At 37.2% G+C, this 18,120-nt stretch carries 16 protein-coding genes; 1 reads left to right on the forward strand and 15 read right to left on the reverse strand.

Annotated elements, in window-relative coordinates:
• The first annotated feature begins 19 nt into the window (after positions 1–19).
• A complete protein-coding gene (locus tag DTQ70_RS03025) occupies positions 20–847 on the forward strand; it encodes a Ca2+-dependent phosphoinositide-specific phospholipase C (protein WP_122929439.1) in 828 nt (275 codons plus the stop codon).
• A 74-nt stretch (positions 848–921) separates the two neighbouring features.
• Here DTQ70_RS03025 and DTQ70_RS03030 read toward each other — a convergent pair whose 3' ends face one another.
• The 15 genes from DTQ70_RS03030 to DTQ70_RS03100 all read right to left on the reverse strand — a co-directional run bounded on the left by DTQ70_RS03030 (position 922) and on the right by DTQ70_RS03100 (position 18,110).
• The gene (locus DTQ70_RS03030; protein WP_122929440.1) at positions 922–1,689 is read right to left on the reverse strand and encodes a glycosyltransferase family 2 protein; all 768 of its coding nucleotides are present in this window, start codon (positions 1,687–1,689) and stop codon (positions 922–924) included.
• A complete protein-coding gene (locus DTQ70_RS03035; protein ID WP_122929441.1) occupies positions 1,686–3,083 on the reverse strand; it encodes a hypothetical protein in 1,398 nt (465 codons plus the stop codon). The genes DTQ70_RS03030 and DTQ70_RS03035 overlap by 4 nt, the downstream gene beginning before the upstream one ends.
• 10 nt (positions 3,084–3,093) lie before the next feature.
• Complete coding sequence (locus DTQ70_RS03040; protein WP_122929442.1) at positions 3,094–3,855, reverse strand: glycosyltransferase family 2 protein; 762 nt, start codon at positions 3,853–3,855, stop codon at positions 3,094–3,096.
• Positions 3,856–3,867: 12 nt separating this feature from the next.
• Positions 3,868–5,664, reverse strand: a complete 1,797-nt coding sequence (locus DTQ70_RS03045; RefSeq protein ID WP_122929443.1) for a hypothetical protein — start codon at positions 5,662–5,664, stop codon at positions 3,868–3,870.
• A gap of 7 nt (positions 5,665–5,671) precedes the next feature.
• A complete protein-coding gene (locus tag DTQ70_RS03050) occupies positions 5,672–6,493 on the reverse strand; it encodes a class I SAM-dependent methyltransferase (RefSeq protein WP_122929444.1) in 822 nt (273 codons plus the stop codon).
• Positions 6,494–6,499: 6 nt separating this feature from the next.
• Entirely contained in the window at positions 6,500–7,903 is a 1,404-nt protein-coding gene (locus DTQ70_RS03055; RefSeq protein WP_229600061.1) for a glycosyltransferase, read from the reverse strand.
• Positions 7,879–9,393 carry a hypothetical protein gene (locus DTQ70_RS03060; protein ID WP_122929446.1) on the reverse strand — a complete coding sequence of 505 codons (1,515 nt, stop codon included), beginning with the start codon at positions 9,391–9,393 and terminating at the stop codon, positions 7,879–7,881. Before DTQ70_RS03060 ends, DTQ70_RS03055 begins: the two co-directional genes overlap by 25 nt.
• Before the next feature lie 40 nt (positions 9,394–9,433).
• Positions 9,434–10,588 (reverse strand): glycosyltransferase family 1 protein, encoded by a 1,155-nt coding sequence (locus tag DTQ70_RS03065; protein WP_122929447.1) that lies wholly within the window; start codon positions 10,586–10,588, stop codon positions 9,434–9,436.
• Positions 10,589–10,607: 19 nt separating this feature from the next.
• On the reverse strand, positions 10,608–11,549 hold the full coding sequence (locus DTQ70_RS03070; RefSeq protein WP_122929448.1) for an NAD(P)-dependent oxidoreductase: 942 nt from the start codon (positions 11,547–11,549) through the stop codon (positions 10,608–10,610).
• A 217-nt stretch (positions 11,550–11,766) separates the two neighbouring features.
• On the reverse strand, positions 11,767–12,753 hold the full coding sequence (locus DTQ70_RS03075) for a glycosyltransferase family A protein (RefSeq protein ID WP_122929449.1): 987 nt from the start codon (positions 12,751–12,753) through the stop codon (positions 11,767–11,769).
• Positions 12,754–12,787: 34 nt separating this feature from the next.
• Complete coding sequence (locus DTQ70_RS03080; protein WP_164489832.1) at positions 12,788–13,975, reverse strand: O-antigen ligase; 1,188 nt, start codon at positions 13,973–13,975, stop codon at positions 12,788–12,790.
• 3 nt (positions 13,976–13,978) lie between these two features.
• The gene (locus DTQ70_RS03085) at positions 13,979–14,740 is read right to left on the reverse strand and encodes a glycosyltransferase family 2 protein (RefSeq protein ID WP_122934251.1); all 762 of its coding nucleotides are present in this window, start codon (positions 14,738–14,740) and stop codon (positions 13,979–13,981) included.
• 33 nt (positions 14,741–14,773) lie between these two features.
• On the reverse strand, positions 14,774–15,520 hold the full coding sequence (locus DTQ70_RS03090; protein WP_122929451.1) for an FkbM family methyltransferase: 747 nt from the start codon (positions 15,518–15,520) through the stop codon (positions 14,774–14,776).
• A 16-nt stretch (positions 15,521–15,536) separates the two neighbouring features.
• Positions 15,537–17,030, reverse strand: a complete 1,494-nt coding sequence (locus tag DTQ70_RS03095; protein WP_122929452.1) for an oligosaccharide flippase family protein — start codon at positions 17,028–17,030, stop codon at positions 15,537–15,539.
• Between the two features lie 24 nt (positions 17,031–17,054).
• Positions 17,055–18,110, reverse strand: a complete 1,056-nt coding sequence (locus DTQ70_RS03100; protein WP_122929453.1) for a GNVR domain-containing protein — start codon at positions 18,108–18,110, stop codon at positions 17,055–17,057.
• Between the last annotated feature and the right edge of the window lie 10 nt (positions 18,111–18,120).

The following is an 18,120-nucleotide window of genomic DNA, read 5'->3' on the forward strand; positions in this document are numbered from 1 at the left end:
TTTATCTTTACTCAACGTTATGGCAAGTTTACAAGACAGTACCCCGTTTCAAAACGTGGTGTTTAAAGCATCGCACAATTCGTACGATCGGAAGGAAAGCCTTTCAGAACAACTCACTTTGAAATCTCCCATCTACCAATGTGGATGCAGAGGGATAGAACTCGACATTTGGCGACATTCAAGCGATTCGATGAATGATGGTTATTTTACCGTGAATCATGCGACGAATGGAGGGCCAAAATTATCTGTGTATTTGGATCAATTATCAGATTGGCATACCAAAAACCCTGGCCACGATGTAATTTGGGTTATGTTGGACATCAAAAGTGACCAAGGTGATGAAGGGCTATTTCCAGATGAAATAGATAACTATCTGACAACCTATTTTGGTCGTGAATTGATAAAAACACCACATGATCTTTTTCCAGGTTTAACAGATTCCAACAAACTCTCAGATGTAGTTCAGGCACAAGGCTGGCCCACCCTTGGCTCGTTAAAAAATCATTTTATCTTTTGTTTGAGTGGCAACGAAGATTGGAAGAAAGTGTATTATCGAAACAACCGTTCGCAGCGTATCTGTTTTGCCGATTGTGACAATGCAGATCAGCTGACTGTTCCAAATTCAAGGGTTGTCTATAACGTAAAGTCAGGCAGTGGAAAACAAGCTGATTTTAATGATTTGATGCAGAAAAAAATCTTGATTCGCGTCTATGACGTGGACAGTGAGGGAGACTGGGACAAGGCAATGGGCATGGGAGCGAATATTTTAGCCACCGACAAAGTGTCAGATAACGCTTGGGCGGAAGTATCACCACGGGATTTATATGCGGCACAAACGCATTTGTAGAAATAGTTAACCGTTTGCAAAAAGCGACTTGGAGAGATTTCAAGTCGCTTTTTGCGTTTATTGACGTCCAGTACTTATTTCAAAGGGCGTAGGTAATAGTATTTTCGCAGATTGATTGTGATGTAAAATATAAAATAGTACAGTTTTTGAAAGAAATTCCAGTTAAAACAACGTCGATAAACAGTTGCCCAATGGTACTGCGCTACTTTCCATTTATTCCATGATTTGTTGTAGGGATGTAAACGATAGAAAGCCAAGGGGATGTCGATGCCATAAAAATGATACTTTGTTTGTTGCAAAGTTTTGGTCCATAGTACATAGTCTTCCTGAAAAAAAAGATCGGTTGGAAAAAATAAGTTACCTACTTTGTTTCTGTCGTACATGACTGTCAGACAGCCGATGGGGTTAGAGTAAAAAAAATCGCGGTACTTTACTATTGGTTTAACTTTCAGAATATAAGGATGAACTTTGCCTTCGTGGTTAAAAGTTTGGTAAGAAGTGAAGCTCAAGGCATGGTTATTTTTTTGCATGAACTCGTACTGGATTTTCAATTTTTGCGGCAACCAGCAGTCGTCAGCATCTAAAAAAGCAATATAGGTACCAGTGGCATGTTGGGTACCCAAGTTACGCGCTCCAGCTGAGTATAATTTCTGATGACTACAAATAAGCCTGATTCGGGGGTCACTTTGGGCGTATTTTTGGGCAATTTCAGTTGTACGGTCGGTCGATACGTCATCGACAATCAACATTTCCCAATCTTGGAATGTTTGAGCAATGACGGATTCAATGGCTTGTCCTAAGTATTTTTCGCAGTTGTAAGCTGCCGTAATGATAGAAATCATTGGTCAAGAGGTAGGGTAGGGTTGTTATGGATTACAGCTTCAAAATCATCAAAATATAAATAAGGTGTAACAACAAATACTAGAATGACGATGAAGTTGAAGTAGCTACACATATACGTACTAATCATTGTATAAATAAAGCAAAGGCATAATCCACGGTAGGTAGGATTATTAAATTCTTTTTGAAAATGGTTAATTTTATTGAAAGTAGAAACATAAAACCACATAAATAACAAAAATCCCCAAATCCCGAACTCGGAAGCAATCTTGGCGGGTAAAAATTTAACAGTAAAATGGGCATCTAACTGCATCCTTTCAGATAATAGTGGATTGGTGAGCATATTGGGGAAGTAGTCGGACATCAGTTGAGGGAAAATGTAATAGAAACTTTCTCCGCCAATTCCCAAAAAAGAAGAATCATAAAGTGATAGAAAACCCAGTAGCGGAGTGCCAAAACGTTCGAGAAAAGAATAATCTTCTTGTAGCCAATAAGTGAGCCTATCTGCACTAAAGCTGCTTAGCAAATCACCTACGATGCTGAGGTGATGAACCGTGTATTCGATGAGGAAATAATCCCTAAGTGAATAGGCTAACCCAATAAAAACAAGACCAACGCCTACGTTAGAAAATAACCTCCGAAAATTGACTTTTGTACAAAATAGCCAGTAAATAAATAAGCTACCAATAAACGCTACGTATCCAATGGAGGAACTTATCAATAAAAATAATACGAATAAAACGGTTAGATAGATACGTCGAAAGGCGGGGTTATCGTGATAAAACGAATAAACCCAAAAGAGTACAATTAGCACATAAGTGGCCGCGTGGGAGGCTTCGGTAGTGGTAAGTTGCGGACGGTCGAGTAAGGGGCGATAGCTGAATAAACTGGTAAAAAAATTGGCAATGGGCATGGGTAATAGCCCTTGAATTGCAAAAAACTGAACGTAACCAATGCCAATTGGAAGAACAGAAGATAAAATGAGGCTGTAGGTCAGGAGTCGAATGACTTCAGTGGTAGAAAAACGTTCGAGCAAACCTTTCAGAAAATGGCGGCAAGTAGCAATGGTAATCACCGATAATGTGCCCGTGATACAAAACTTGAAGAGTCCCCGAAAATCGTGGTAAACTAAGTAGGCTTTAGCAAAAGTGAATAGCAATAGTAGCAAGAACCCAAGCCATAAACGAATTTCAAAGACGGAAATGCTTCTGGATTTTAATTTTTGCAAAGTCCAGTAAACCAGTAAAATAACGGTAGATAAAGGTCTATTTTCGTTGTTGAGAGGTAAGAGAGGAAAGCCATCGACTGAAACGAAGAGAATTGCCCACACAAATAGTTTTTCTAATTGTGTCAGTTGCGTCCGTAAATAAGTTAGTTGGTAAAGCAGTTCTCTCATTAACAGCAGTTTAACTAGTCACAGCTTTCAACGTTCGGACCATAATGGCGGCCATAGTAGTCAAACGTAGATACCATGATTCTTTCCATGAAAAGTACCGTTCTATTACTTCCCAACGTTCAATGTTACTTTTCCGTATCCCCTTGGTGGTAAAACCCTCGAACATAAAGTTGGCTAAGTATTGTGGAGTACGGACAAACACGCTTGGGGTGATGGTCCATACTCTTAGGTAAAATTCATAGTCGGCCACGTAACGATAGGACGTATCGTAGCCCCCAAAAGTACTGTAAATCTTTCGGCCAATGAGCGTTCCTTGGTGACAAATACCATTTTTTCGGTTAAAATTAAATTCCGCTTGGCGGTATATCTTTTTGGTGGAATTTAAAAAAAATACGACCCAATCGCAGCAAATGATTTTGTTATGTACGTTTCCCTGAGCCCTTTGCACCATTTCTTCAATGGCATTGGGTTGAAGAAAATCCCCAGCATTTAATAGCAAGATGGCATCACCCGTACTCATTTGTATGCCTTTGTTCATCGCATCATAAATTCCCTTGTCTTTTTCGCTGACCCATTTTGTGATGTCTTTTTCGTACTTTTTGAGTATATCCAAGGTCCCATCGGTCGATTGTCCATCAATGATGATATACTCAATGTTTGAGTAGGTTTGATTAACGACACTCCGAATGGTGGTCGTTAAATGTGCCGCCGCGTTGAGGCAAACGGTGACAATACTTATGCGTGGATTAATGGCTTGGTTAGGAAAACTCATATTTTGCTTACTTTATGGCTGTAGCTCATATACCGTTAGTTGTTCTGTTTTGGGTTTTTTATTGGGAGTTCGGTATGTAGAAATGACAGATGTTGGATTTTGGTATATGATTTTGCCAGTGCGGTAGTTGCTATGTTGTATCGAAAGTGGAAATGACAATGGGCTATTTTTAAATTCTAGTGCATAAACTGATGGGCAATCGCAGACATCAAGGCTATCGCGAAAAATACGACGAGGGGCGTGGACAAGATTTATCCTTTCTTGGGTGTATAGACACGCATTTTTAGGAAGGATGTTATCAAGTGTCCGAAAGTCGTCATATAAGGGCAAAAAACGACGGTAAAAATGTGTACGCTGAGTTATGGTAAATGGAAAAGGTCGTAAATTGTACAAATACAAGTATGTTATACCAAGATAGGGAAGTACAGTGACAAGAATCAAACCCGCTTTGAGATAAAAATTTGTTGGTTTTGTAGCCCATTTCGGCAAAGAAAGTAAGGTGGCTATGAAAAAACTCAACGGTAAATTCCCCCAGAAACGCGGGCTGTAAAGTAAGTCAAATTTGTATAAAATCAATAAAAAGATAATAGCAATGAGGTACATTTTGATTTTATCACGCAAAGGGTAATCGCTCCAACCAAACACAACAAACGCGCCCAAAACAAGGTATGGAAAGTGCAGCAGCGCGGTTTGGGTATGTTCTAGAAAAGTAGGAGTATTGACAATCTCCGCTTGCAGGGTTGAAGCAAGTAAGTGTTTGTCTATGAGTGTAGTATCAAAGTGCTGAGATAAGATTAAACCAAACGGTGAATGGGTTTGTGCGTAAGTCCAGGCGACGATAGGCAGGTAAAATACCAGTGTTGGCCAAAGGAGTAACAAAAGATTCCGAACAGAAAATTGTTTTTGTTGATACAATTCAAAAATTGCGGCTAAACCAACCAATGCAGCATAAGGTGCAAGCGACATTTTGGCTCCCAAAATAGCGGGTAAAAGTAAACCAATTCCGCTCAGCAGACTTTTAACCGACCGCGTTTGGGAAAGCCGCGTAAAATTAAGGCTAAGATAAAAGGCAGTAAATGCGGCTAAATCTCCAAAATGGTGGCTTCCTGCGGAGGTAAAAACCAAGCGATACATGCCTAAGCATGACAAAGATAAACCTACGCTTATCCAAAATACAGGTGTTCCTGCTTGATGCATCCATTGGTATATTGACCAGAGAAATAATCCCAAGAAGCAAAAACTTACCACATTGGGGGCATCAGTAAACCCAAGACTGACAAGCGGAACTTGCGAAAAATTGTAAATAAGATGCGGCGGAATAGCGGCTTCCCAAGGTTGGCGATAAAAAATAAGCCCACCATCCATAAAAATTCGTTGCGCAACCAACTGATGATAAAACAGTTCATCAATTTTGGTAGAAGGCAACAAGGCATATATGAAAATGGGCGCTATACAAATGAAAACAACGCCAACAAAGATTAATTGCGGGGTTGAAAAGGTAATTTTTGGCGTTTTAAAATGAAAAAAGAAGCGGCTTACTGAATAGGCAAGACCTGCCGCGAGCATTCCATACAGCACGTTGATTGCCAGAGGAGTTAGCCAAAAACCAAAGGCGAGTAACTGAACAGTAAGACTTACGGCTAAAACCCCCAAAATAACCGCAATGATTTGTTTTAAGGGAGTGGGTAAGTGAAATCCAAACAAATCTAAAAAGGCTAAACCACAGCCATAAACCGCCCAGAAAAATGTCAGCCCAACCAAAAAGTTGCTCAAAAAAAAGTAATGCTCAAGGTACAGAAAGGAGGGCATAGAGGATTTATTCTTTTCGCGCGATGAAACTGTACAATTTACCTGACAAGTGCTCTTGTCGGAACATCAGTGCTTGCCAACCAATATCGACAAGCCATTGCTGACTAGCAAAAGTACGACCTATTTTGTTGCCAATGAGGTCAGAGAGGCGCTTTTTATTCCAGGGGTCATAGTTGATGACCGATTGGGAGGGACTCAAATCTTCCAAAATGTGCATGGATGCTTTGGTAAAAGCATCACGATATTCGGTCAGACGGAAAGCATTTTCTCCTCCGTAAAAACGGTGCAAAGGGTGTTTTTTTAAAAATTTTTGCTTGTCTTTTTCGCCTTTGATGACGTGGTCGCGTGTTGTAAAAAGTAGCCCTTTTGGTAGAAGTACCCGAGCGGCTTCTGCCAAAAATTTGGGTAAGTGATGGGCATGGTGCATGACTTGACGACCATAAACGATGTCAAATGTTTGATTCTCAAATGGTAATTCTTCGCCAAAAGCTTCGATAATTTGGACATTTGATAATTCATATATACCAACCAACGTTTTGATAGCCCCACTTCCTACCATTGGACTTGGGTCAGGCTCAAGGGCAACGACCCGAAACCCTTCGAGCGCAAAAGCAATACTCGCAATGCCATTACCCGCGCCGATGTCTAAAAGATACGGGTTAGGAAGGTGACAATAGTGCCGAATTAAACGCAAAGTTTCTTGGAATTCAGCACTTTGACGAAACCGTTCTACATTGACGCCCAAATCGGGAAGAATGTAGGTATTGGCTACAATCTCGGTAAACTGTGGGTCGCTTTGGATGTATTCGATGGTTTCGTGCCAAGTCATGCGTCGTTACAAAAATTTGATTTTATTGAGGGCAAAAAATGTCATTTTGAGCAACAGCCACCCGTGTTTGAAGCGAGAAATGTTGGTTTCGCCGTAAGTTCGGGCACGATAACGGATGGGGACTTCAATAAATTTAAGGTTGAGTTTTGCCGCCCCGAAAATAAGGTCAAAGTCGCCAAACGGGTCAAAGTCACCAAAATAAGAACGGTTGGCCGCAAGTTTGAGGTAATTTTCACGCGTCATTACCTTCGTTCCGCAGAGCGTATCTTTTAAACGTTGACCCAATAACCAAGAAAAAGCAATGCTAAAAAACTTGTTGCCCAGTAGGTTGAGGGTTCGCATGGCTTCTTTTTCCATCGGATACACAAGCCGCGTTCCGTTGATATATTCTCCTTTGCCCGTCGCAATGGCCTCAAAAAATTTGGGTAAATCTTCGGGGGGAACGGTCATATCGGCATCCAAAATCATCAGAACGTCGCCCGTAGCTATGCTGTATCCTTTCCGAACGGCATCCCCTTTTCCTTTGCCGTCTTGCTGAATCCACTTTAAAGGTACTTGCCCCTGGTATTTTTGGCAAATACGTTGAATTTCACCCCAAGTATCGTCGGTCGAATTGCCTTCCACAAAAATTATTTCGGTTTCTTTTCCCATTTTAGGAGTGCGTTGCACGAGCGCTTCGATGTTACCCTTTTCATTTCGGGCAGGAATCACCACGCTCACAGTCAGGTCTTCTGCTGCTTTAAATGGTTTTTTGACACTTCTTGCGACCAAAAATGTGACCAATCCAAAGAAGTTAAACAAGGGCAAATTGCCAACGTATTTGTTCAAAAACCACGATACCAAAGGAATATACCGAGGGAAAATAATTTTTTTTGTTTGCCGAACCACGTCAAAATCCGCTAATGTCAACAAGTTGGCTATGTCGCTAATATCAAGCCAATTCTGGCGTTTTTGGGGCATTTTGAGGCCAATAATTTCGGCAAAACGTAACAACGGCAACCAAAAAAAATTGGTATAACTAATGATAACTCGGGTTTGGGGAGAGCATACTTTTTGGACTTCTTGGAAGACTTTTTGAACATCGCCAAAATACCCAATCGTGTCGCTAATAATCACATAGTCAAAGGTTTCGTTCAGTTCGAGTGCTTCGGCATCCATGTGAAAATAGTCGTACTGTCCACGGTGTTGGCGGGCGTACTCAATCATATCTTTCGATGAGTCAATACCAACGCCACGGCTTGGTTGGAGCTTTTCGAGCAAATACCCCGTGCCACAGCCTATTTCTAAAATAGAGGCATTGGAAGGAATGACAAACCGAAGATATTGAATGAGGCAGGTATAATAGTAACGATTTTGTCGTATCCACTTCTCGCGTTCTTCGCCACTCATTTGTAGTGTTGATTGTACCATACAGCGTCTGCTAAAATCAAAAATTGAGGGTGCGGTACGGTTGTATAACCCTCCTTTTTGGGGAAAATATATTTTTTGTTCGTTTTAAGGTCTTTTTTCTCGTAAATATACAAATATGGCCGCGTCAAAATGCGCAAATCATAACTCCATTCGTTGGCATATACATTCTGAAAAATTCCTACGTACTCAGCGGGGCATACGATTTCACAGCCTTTGGGGAGTTTTTGTGCCAATTCGTACAGCACCTTTGCGGGGCTTTGCGCATAGGGTTTTGTACCGAGTCGATTGTTATGAATAAACAAGAAATTCTTTTTGATACTAAACATTTGACCGTGAATCGAGGAGGCGTTACTCACTGCCATGGGAGTGATAAAAAACTGAAAAAGCCCCGCCCAAAGCAGCCATTCGCGCTGATTGGAATGGGGTTGGAGCTTGGCTTCGACCAGCCGAATGGTCATAAAAACGTAACAACTCATCATAAATGCCCACCAGCTTCCGACGCGTGCAGGGTAGCGAATACTCATGTTGGGTTCGGGAAAATACAACATGCCTTCCACAAAAAAAACGGTAAGTAACACAAAGCAAAACCCTAAAAAAACGCCGATGATGACTTTCGGTTGGGGAATAACCCGCCACCAAGGAATAAAAAGCAAACAAGCCGCAGCCAAAGATACACTTGAAAAAAAAGCAACTAAACCAATGTAAACAACCGTCATGGAGATAGATGCTTTTTTCTGAATGAGCAAAACAGCTTGGCCCAATCGACTAGGGTGGGGGCCATTGAGGTACGACAACCACCACATTCCTGCAACAAAAACAACGATTGAAATTCCAACGATGAGGTAGTTGTTTCGGTTGAAAAAATAACGAGGCCATTTTTGGGTCGGATGTTGAAGGAGATTTGATAATACCGAAGCGAATAACGCAACCCCACAAAGCAAAACCACCGCAGTTTCTTTGATAGAAAGTGTCAATAATCCCCAAAAAGCGACTTCTAGCCATTTGCGTCGGGCCAAACTGAGTGAAAAAAGACCCAAAAGGGGCAAAAAATATTGTTCAGGATGCCAACCATAATTGTCCAAATAGACGTGATAAGCAAGTGGGCCTACGCCAAAAAGAATAACAATAAACCAGTCATTAAGCCAGTTTCTTGTGCGAATACTACGGTAAAATTTGAGAAAAAAAGTACCTAAAAGTCCCAAGTAGATAAGAAATAAGCCGTAAAGCCCCGTAAACTTGGTGACAAAGCCCGTCAACAGTATAAAATAATAATTGTGGTGAAGCCAGTGAGAACCGTAGTAGGTATCAAACAAAATGGGGCGTCCTTCCAACCAGCCACGGCTCAATTGGAGGGCTATCAGTCCATCAACGAAATTTTCATTTAGGTACTGAAATTGATACACCTTTAAATAAAACCAGCCCAAAAGTATCGCAAACGGAAAGCCAACAATGAGGTAGTTGAGAAGTTTACGAAAATTGGATAACGGCATTGATACAAGAGCTTAGGCGATAAAAAAGCGAATCTAAGGGTTAATCTTGAAAGATTTTTACAAAGGTATTCGCAAATGTTGAAATACGTTGCTCAAAATCATCAAAGGTAGGTTTTGGCGCAATGGTATTGTCCAAAAACCCTTCCATTAATGTGATTAATCCGTCAACATCATCGGGAGAAAAATAAAAGCCACGGTCTTGCATTTGTTCTTGGTGAACATCAATGTCCGACAAAATTAACTGAACTTGTAGCGTTTTGGCATCTTCCACAACGGTACTCCAACCTTCAAATTTACTTGGCTGAACGACTGCAATGGACTGACTCATTAAGTAAAGCTGATGCGTCCGAGGAATAACTCCAAGAAAACGAACGTAGTCTGATAGCCCTTTTTCGGTAACAAAATCTTTGAGCCCTTGTACAAAATTGGTGACTTTATAATCTTCTTCTTTGCCTGTAAAAACAACAATAAAATCATTTCGACGTTGCTTGAGCTGCTCAAGAGCTTTCAGTACAACCCAATGATTTTTATGGATATAAAACTGATTAGAAACAATAAAATAGCGTTTGGGAACTTGGTAAAGCTCCGTAATTTCGTCAAATGACAAATGCTGCGGACGCTCAACCTGCGAAACAAAACGCAATATATGAACGGGTAAGCTGGCGGGAACGTCGTAAAATCGTTTGAGGTGGTTGTAAGCGTCTTGGCTCGACAATACCAACGCATGAGTGCGTTGTAACAAGCGTTTTACGCGGAGTTCGCGAAAAAAAATATTGATTTTGGAAAAATACTCGGGATAAAATCGGTGTTGAAAGTCAGGGAACCATGAAACTACTTTACTCGAAATGGCGGGCTTCCCCAGTGGAAAATCCATGAGTGGATAGATACCTTTGAGCTTATATTTTTCAATAATATCTCCAATGAAAAAATTTTTACGCGAAAGCCATGATTTTAAGTAATTAAGATAATTGTTAGCGGGAGCTTTATGATAAACGTAGGTAACGTAAGGGTAGGAGATAAGTGCGAGAGAACTTTCGACTTTGTGATCATAAAAGACAAAAATGTGAGGGCGACGCGCGTCGGGGAGGCTGTTTAACGAATTGATGATGTTGATAAGGTAATAATGACCTCCAATCCAGTCGGCAGCAAAGTAAGTAAATAGTATTCCGATGCGTGTTCGATTCGCTAACTCCATTCTATCTTTATTTTGACGACTAGGTTTGGAAGTCGTACATTTTTGCCAAAATATCTTTCAGCGCATCTTCGATGGTGAAAAATAATTGGGTATTAAACTCCGTCAATACTTTTTGATTATTGCCAATTTGGCTAATTCGGTCGTATTTTCTAATCTTCTCTGGGTCAATCTCAATAGAAATAGGTTTGTTCATCAACACCCCAATTTTCTGAACAATTTCCTCGACAGAATATTCGACTGATGTACAAACGTTATAGGCTTTTAGCCCTTTTTTGGGGGGAGAGGTGGCCATCAGCATAAGTAAATTGGCCGTATCTTCTACGTGAATATAGTCCCGACGGCTTTTTATATTTCCAAGCTTGACAATCGCATGGCTTTCTTCGGGGTCAATTTGCCGTAAAATATCAGGAATCAGATGGGCATTAGGGTCATTGGCTCCGATGGTGTTAAACAAACGTGCAATACACACGTCGGCTTCTGTTCGCTGTTGATAAAAGCGAATCTGTTTCTCATTTGTAAATTTCGATAAAGAGTAATTATCAAACGGATCAACGGGCGTTTCATCCTCATTCAAGATTGGAAAATCGGGTGAATATACCGCACCTGTGGACGCAAAGATCAATTTAGAAACCTTATATTTTTCCATGCTAAGCAGGAGGTTCTCAGTGCCGATGACGTTGACCTCAAGCGCATAATTACGTTCAATTTCACAAGTGGGAACGTGGTGAATGGCTGCCAGATGCACAATACAGTAGGGTTTGTACGTCCCAATTATTTCATCTAATGCCGAGGCATCCCTGACGTCAAGGTTATAATTGGTAACATTCGGTAACTGGACAAATGGAAGATTACTGGTCAAGTTATCAATCACAACGACCTGAAAGCCATTTTCAGACAGCATTCTTACCAACCGACTCCCGATAAACCCTGCCCCTCCAGTAACCAGTATTGTGTGCTTCATTAGAAGATATTAAAGTATCGCATGTACTAACCTATGTTCATCAGGGTTGGCCAAAAGCTAAGAATTGGTGGATAACCGCTTTAAATTTTGAATAATGTCCTGAGTGTAGGTCAACTGATTTGCAAATTTAGCAGTTGAATTGGATAAAATCGTCTTTTGGAGGGTTTGATTGTTGAGGACGCTAGATTTTTTTAGAATAGAGTGTTATAAATATTATTTACAACATTATTTTTTCTTTGAATTGGAGAGAATCAAAAGAGTATTCTAAGTCTATGCCATTTCTGTACTTAATCAAAAAGTAAATTGAAGTAATTAACTTATATGGAAAAGCGATGGAAGTGATAATAACCCCACGAATATCACTTTTTTGATTGCTAAATGTTAATAATAAAATGATAATTAATGAGTAAAAGTTTGGATAAGTGGGTAAAGTGTATGTTAATAAAGAAATAAGAATTGATTTTATGTATTTTTTTTGAATGACTGAATAGTTTAGAAAGTACCCCTCTTTAATACTTTTAAAGAGGGAGAGTAAATAGCCCATTTTAACATAAGGCTGTAAATAAGATAATAATCGTTGGCCTGAAAGATTCCTATTTAAGTGCTTAAAGCCATGATATGGTACTTCATAAAAAGAAACGGTGCTGCGTATTTTTGCATAAAAGTCGCACTCTTCTTCTTCTCGTAGGAAAGGTGAGAAATTTGCAGATGGAGTTTGAGAATTATTGAAATATATAAAACCACCTATTTTGGGCGCCTTTTGAAAGTTCGTATAGTTATAAAAGTGGGGTATTTCTTTAATAATAGTATCGTTTTTAATTAAGATTTCGTAACGATCTCCAACTATCCCAAGGTGTGTATCTATGAGGGTATTTGTTTTAGAAAACCAGTCTTTTTCTAAAACCATATCACCATCAATAAAAAGTAGTTTATTGTATTTCGCATGCCTAATTCCTAAAAACCTTCCAAGAGATGCTGTCGTAAATGAAGATATAATATTGATAATTTTAACATTATTTGCTTGAGCAATTTTAATAGAATCATCTAAAGAGTTTGAATCTACATAGATAATTTCACTCAAATTAATATATGAATCGAAGCTTATTGCAGTTTTAATACTAGATATGCACTCATAAAGAGTTTTTGAAACATTCTTTCCGATTATTATGACTGAGACATTGTACATTTTTAGAGGCTCTCCCATATTATTTTATTTTTAGCAAATTGTGCATTTCAATCTACTGAATTTGTATTTTTTTAATTAGAAAAATTAGAAAAAACGAAGAAATAATAAAAAGTCTCCAGTTATCTAAAAACTCTCCAGTCCATAAAAATAAAAAAATAGGAATAGAAGTTCTAAATAATCTCATTAGTTTATAATAATTTCTAGTTTCGTGGTATAAAAAATAAGTATATATAACTAATATTGAAAATAAACCGATAAAACCATACCTTAATAAAATTATCATATAATAATTGTCGGTAATTGGAATTGGTGTATATCCTACACCAAAGAAAGGGTTTTTAAATATAGAAACTGTTGCATCTTTAATGATTGTAACCCTTTCAAAATACGATTCATCAGCTTTTTGTAAAGCACTTAGGTCATCAAAGCTAAGGAGTATCTCTGGATTAGATACTAGAAATCCAAATCTAGAATTTTCTAAAAAAAGTACGATAAAAGGCAAAGAGCTAAATAAAATTCCAAATGATTTAAGAGGGTGGTAACATATTACTGTTACTAAAAAGCAAATTAAAGCAGTTCTGGATCCTGTTGAATAAATCAAAAATGTGCATATAAAAGTAAATAAAATCGATTGATACCTTTTTTGGAAAACTCCAAGTTCAAATTGTATAATGAGTAATAATATTGAAAAATATCCTAAGTAATTAGGATTTTCGAATGTTCCTACAAGCCGAAGCCTGTCCGAGGTAAAGGGAATCCCAATTTCATTTTTCTTGAGATTAAACCAGAACTTTAGTATAGAAATTAATGGAGTATAATACAATATACAGAAAAACAATTGTGAAACTAAGCACACAATTAAAATTTCTTTTAAATTTATATCTTCAGATTCGAATGTTTGACTGTATTTGTAAATAGCTATAAATAGAACAAAGCAACTAAAATACCGTATTAACTCAGAAATAACATCGTAATACCCATTAAAAGGTATGTGAGGGATATTTAAAGAAATAGAGAGTAAAATAATGCTATAAAAAAAAGTAAATAATTTTGTTATAAATAAAGGAAACGTTTTTTGTTTTATCAAATAAACGAGTGACACACTTAGACTTACAATCCAAAAAGTTTTTTGTTGTATAAAATCATTTAATGGAGTTGGGAACGGGAATAATAGAAGAAATAAAAATATTCTTCTTAGTCCATTATTGTTAGTCTTTGATATGTCTAGTAAATTATCCAAATGTTACTTTTTTTTACTTGTGTATTTTAAGTATTGCCTAAATAAATTCAACGTATTTAAAATCCATTTGATAGAATATTTTTTATAAAAAGAGTTTATAATAGTCATCCTTTCATTCAGAACTACATTTAAGTTTGTATCTGAAAGTCCTCCTGATAAATAGTAACAAATTGGTATATCTGTTTTTTTGATTTTTTTCTTTGAATAATTTTTTTCAATTTTTAACAAGGTTTCTAAATCAGAACAATACTTTAAATTTTTACTATAAAAAAGTAGTTCTTTGTTGATTTTTGTACTGAAGAATACTGCTTGATGACAAACACCAACTATTATGCCTGCAAGATTTGTAATATGTCTCTGAGGAACATATGTAGTGCTATTATCTAAATTAGCTAAAATAATATCCCCAAATACAAGTATGAAATCATCATTCAGTTGAGAGGCAACTTTACTTAGAGTTGTTGAATCGAAAAAAATATCTCCAGAGTTTAGAAAAAATAACCAATCGCCAGTTGCGATTTTGATGCCTTTGTTCATAGCATCATAAATTCCGCTATCAGGCTCAGAAACTACTCTAGTTATCTTATCTTTATATTGTTCAATAATATTTTGAGTTCCATCAACGCTACTGCCATCAATAATAATATATTCAATATTTTTATAATCTTGATTTATGACTGATTTTATGGTTTTTTCGATTGTACTTGCACTATTATAGCAAACCGTTATTATACTTATTTGTACAGATGACGATAGATTAATCATAGTGATGGAGAACATTTAATCTTAGTGCTTATCCTATTCACGAATAAAAAAGCCTTCTACTTCGAACATTTGACCTGTATCATAATTGCGGAATCCGCTCATAATTGAATAAAGTGTAAACCCAAAAGTGCGTAACTCCGCAATAATTTCTTCTAAGTAAGGACTTTGTTCGTAAGACGGAATAACTGCAAGTTCGATTTGGACAATCCGCGCAATTTTTAACGTTTCACTAGCTCCGCGAATAACTTCACGCTCAAAACCTTGCACATCAATTTTTAGCCAAATGTCTTTTTCCCATTTTACTTGCTTTAACAAGTTATCTAAAGTGTTTATTGGAACCGTCTCAGTTTTTAAAATTGCGGTCCCTGATTCCGCTTCAATTGTATGAGATTTTACCTTACGTAGTGAGCTACTGACGGAGTTGAGCGAAATATTTATTGGTAAAGTTCCCTCTATGTCACCGACAGCACTATTGATAGCTATCCATTCTGGTTTTATTTTACTATTTTCTAATAATGATTGATAAGCACTTGAAACAGGCTCAAAAGATATAATCTTATTATTGTAATTGTTGTTATCGATAAGTTTGAGAGCAAATTGACCTTCATTTGCGCCAATATCAATAATTGTTTTTATATCGTATTTATTCAATAAATAACTAATAAGTGCTGTTTCTGAATTAGAAGGGTTATAATATTGAAGATATAAACCCATTTTTTGAAAAAAAGACTTAATAATATTTTTTGCAAAATTGCGTAAATTACTCAGTAGGCCAACCATAAAATTGTTTAATGTTTTATTTGATACGGAAATTGATAAATCGAAGGCGTATTTCGTTAATAAATGGAATATTTTTGATAATCCATATTAACCAAATAAAATATACAATCGTGTAGGCACACAGAGCAAGCCCCCAGTTTGTAGAATTTGTTGAAATGATATAATTAGAGACACAAGATATCAAGATTAAGATAATCAATGAGGAAAGATAACCAAAGTCTCCCTTAAATCTCAGAATTTGAAAATTTAATTGATTTTTTTGATGATAAAGGTAAATCAGAATACCAGAGCTAATTATTAAACTTAATGACCATGCACTTACGACCCCATAGCCTTGGAACATATATCCCCCTATAATTCCTAAAAGTACATTGAGTAGTGCGGTCGATAAATGTTGAATAATATTGTGTCTAAGTTGACCAATACCCATATTACTCAGATATGCAGGAACACTAAGAGTATTTAAATACCATCCAATGACTAAGGTATAAATACTCAAAACAAAAAAAGTTTCAATTTTTCCAATCCATACTAATGAGATAAATGGTGCGAAGAAAAAGAATAAGAATAGAAGTGGAGTACTAATAATTGTTAAAAGCCTGAACATCATTGTATATAAACGCTGAAAATTATTAGTTGCGGTGATTGACGTTTCAACTATCTTCGGTACCATTACTTGATTTGCAGTAACAATTACGCTTCTAATTTGAGTTACGAGTCTATTAGCCATTTCGTAAAATCCTACGGAGTCTAACGAACTGTACTTTGCTAAGAAAAATTTTGTTATTGGGTCATAAAGTAAAGTTGTAAATGATGCTATTTGAGATTTAATTGAATATTTAAAGAAATCTAAAAATAATTTTTTTTCAAAATTGAAACTAAATATTAGAGGGCTTTTGAAATAGTAAAATACCGTAAAAATACTCCCTAGAAACATAAATATTGTATAAACAATATGTGCTAATGCGATTCCCCATAACCCTTTAGGGAGCAAAAAGTATGCTGAGATAAATAGGGTTAAACTTGCCGCAATATTTAAGAAGGAGCGCAGGTAATTCGCCTGAAAACCATCCAATGTAAACATAAATACATTGGCAATGTTCAATAACCAAAATGCAGATAAAGCAAACGGGAATATTTCTTTGGCAGAAGCTACCTCAGAGGGTGAGGTGATTAGAAAATTAAATAACCAGGATGAATTACAATAAAGTAGAATACAAATAAATAGGTTCAATATTGCAGTAATTCCAACAGACATGGTAATAATAGAGCGTGCTTGTATCATGTCTTTTTTAACATGGGCCTCTGCAATAAACTTGACAATCCCAACAGGAACTCCACTATTTGCCATTGCTGCAAAATAGGTTGTTGTCCAAACAATCGACCAAACTCCTAATTGTTTTGCCCCTAATTCACGTATCCATATTCCATATAGAAAAAAATAGGTAAGACCAGTAACGACGACTTGCCCGACTGTAGAAATGGCATTGATTATGAGCCGGTTATGCATAAACGAATTTGTTTACCCCAATTTTTAAAGCATTTTTTTTAAAATACTAATGGCTACACCAATAATTAATCCGATGACGCCGAATCCAATTACAATTAGAGTACGTTTAGGTTCGCTTCTTTTCAGTGGTATTGTTGCAGGTTCTAAAGTTTTAAATACAGGTGTTTCTTCTTCTACTCGAATCTTTGCTTGTTCATATTGTTGCGATAAATTATTAAATAGATTTTGAGCAAGAATATAGTCGGCCTGAAGTCGTTGTTCTTCAATTTTAGCCGTTTGAAGTGCTAAAAAACGATTTTGATCTCTAAAATTTGCTAGGCGTGCTTCAGCATTTTGGTACCTTTTTTTTGCTTCGGATACTTGTGTACCTAAAAATTTGACCTGATTTCTCGCCTTATCCGTTCTATAACTCGTTACGTATTCCTTTAAATATTCAACTGACTTTTGTGCGACTGTTGCTGCAACGACGGGATCTGGCATTTTCGCATTGATTACGATTACACCTGTTTTACGATCAAATGTTATGATAACCCTTTTTTGTAGTTCACTGATTAAATCTTGCTGTTTCTTAGTAAGTTCAAAAGCATTGCTTGACTTTTTAGGGTCAAGAAGTAAAGTTTGTTGAGGTGGTTTATTAGGAACGATTGTTGACATCCATGATTGCCCTTTTTCATCAAGAAAACTTTCTAGGGTCATCGTTTTTTGGTTTTCTGCAACGTAAACAGGTTGTTTTAAAAGGTACAAACCAAAAGGCAAGCTTTGTAATATGTTAGGATATAAATCTGGACGAACTGCATCAGTTGTATTCATCTGATTAAGGTCAATACCAGCTAAGCCCGCTAAAGCACTAAGACCTCCCATTTTTCCCAATGCACTACTTGACTGGAGTTCAGGCATGAGCTGGGTGGAAGATTCAAACTCTTTTTGGGCAATAAGAGCATATATTACCCCTGCAATTGCTAAGGCTCCTCCCCAAATAGTTATCCTTTTTCTATTTGATTTTAGAAAAGATATAATATCTGAAACGCTGATTTCAATGTCAGCCGTTGATTGAATATTTTGACGTTCAGTGCTATTCATTAATATAAAT

It is taken from the genome of Runella sp. SP2 (genome assembly GCF_003711225.1).
In the GTDB taxonomy this organism is placed as follows: domain Bacteria; phylum Bacteroidota; class Bacteroidia; order Cytophagales; family Spirosomataceae; genus Runella.

Bases quoted from the DNA above. Each gene is read 5' to 3' on its own strand.
- DTQ70_RS03065 (WP_122929447.1), bottom strand. From the start codon at position 10,588: ATGGAGTTAGCGAATCGAACACGCATCGGAATACTATTTACTTACTTT.
- DTQ70_RS03085 (WP_122934251.1), bottom strand. From the start codon at position 14,740: ATGATTAATCTATCGTCATCTGTACAAATAAGTATAATAACGGTTTGC.
- DTQ70_RS03045 (WP_122929443.1), bottom strand. From the start codon at position 5,664: ATGCCCTCCTTTCTGTACCTTGAGCATTACTTTTTTTTGAGCAACTTT.
- DTQ70_RS03100 (WP_122929453.1), bottom strand. From the start codon at position 18,110: ATGAATAGCACTGAACGTCAAAATATTCAATCAACGGCTGACATTGAA.
- DTQ70_RS03025 (WP_122929439.1), top strand. From the start codon at position 20: ATGGCAAGTTTACAAGACAGTACCCCGTTTCAAAACGTGGTGTTTAAA.
- DTQ70_RS03090 (WP_122929451.1), bottom strand. From the start codon at position 15,520: ATGGTTGGCCTACTGAGTAATTTACGCAATTTTGCAAAAAATATTATT.
- DTQ70_RS03095 (WP_122929452.1), bottom strand. From the start codon at position 17,030: ATGCATAACCGGCTCATAATCAATGCCATTTCTACAGTCGGGCAAGTC.
- DTQ70_RS03070 (WP_122929448.1), bottom strand. From the start codon at position 11,549: ATGAAGCACACAATACTGGTTACTGGAGGGGCAGGGTTTATCGGGAGT.
- DTQ70_RS03040 (WP_122929442.1), bottom strand. From the start codon at position 3,855: ATGAGTTTTCCTAACCAAGCCATTAATCCACGCATAAGTATTGTCACC.
- DTQ70_RS03075 (WP_122929449.1), bottom strand. From the start codon at position 12,753: ATGGGAGAGCCTCTAAAAATGTACAATGTCTCAGTCATAATAATCGGA.
- DTQ70_RS03060 (WP_122929446.1), bottom strand. From the start codon at position 9,393: ATGCCGTTATCCAATTTTCGTAAACTTCTCAACTACCTCATTGTTGGC.
- DTQ70_RS03055 (WP_229600061.1), bottom strand. From the start codon at position 7,903: ATGGTACAATCAACACTACAAATGAGTGGCGAAGAACGCGAGAAGTGG.
- DTQ70_RS03050 (WP_122929444.1), bottom strand. From the start codon at position 6,493: ATGACTTGGCACGAAACCATCGAATACATCCAAAGCGACCCACAGTTT.
- DTQ70_RS03030 (WP_122929440.1), bottom strand. From the start codon at position 1,689: ATGATTTCTATCATTACGGCAGCTTACAACTGCGAAAAATACTTAGGA.
- DTQ70_RS03035 (WP_122929441.1), bottom strand. From the start codon at position 3,083: ATGAGAGAACTGCTTTACCAACTAACTTATTTACGGACGCAACTGACA.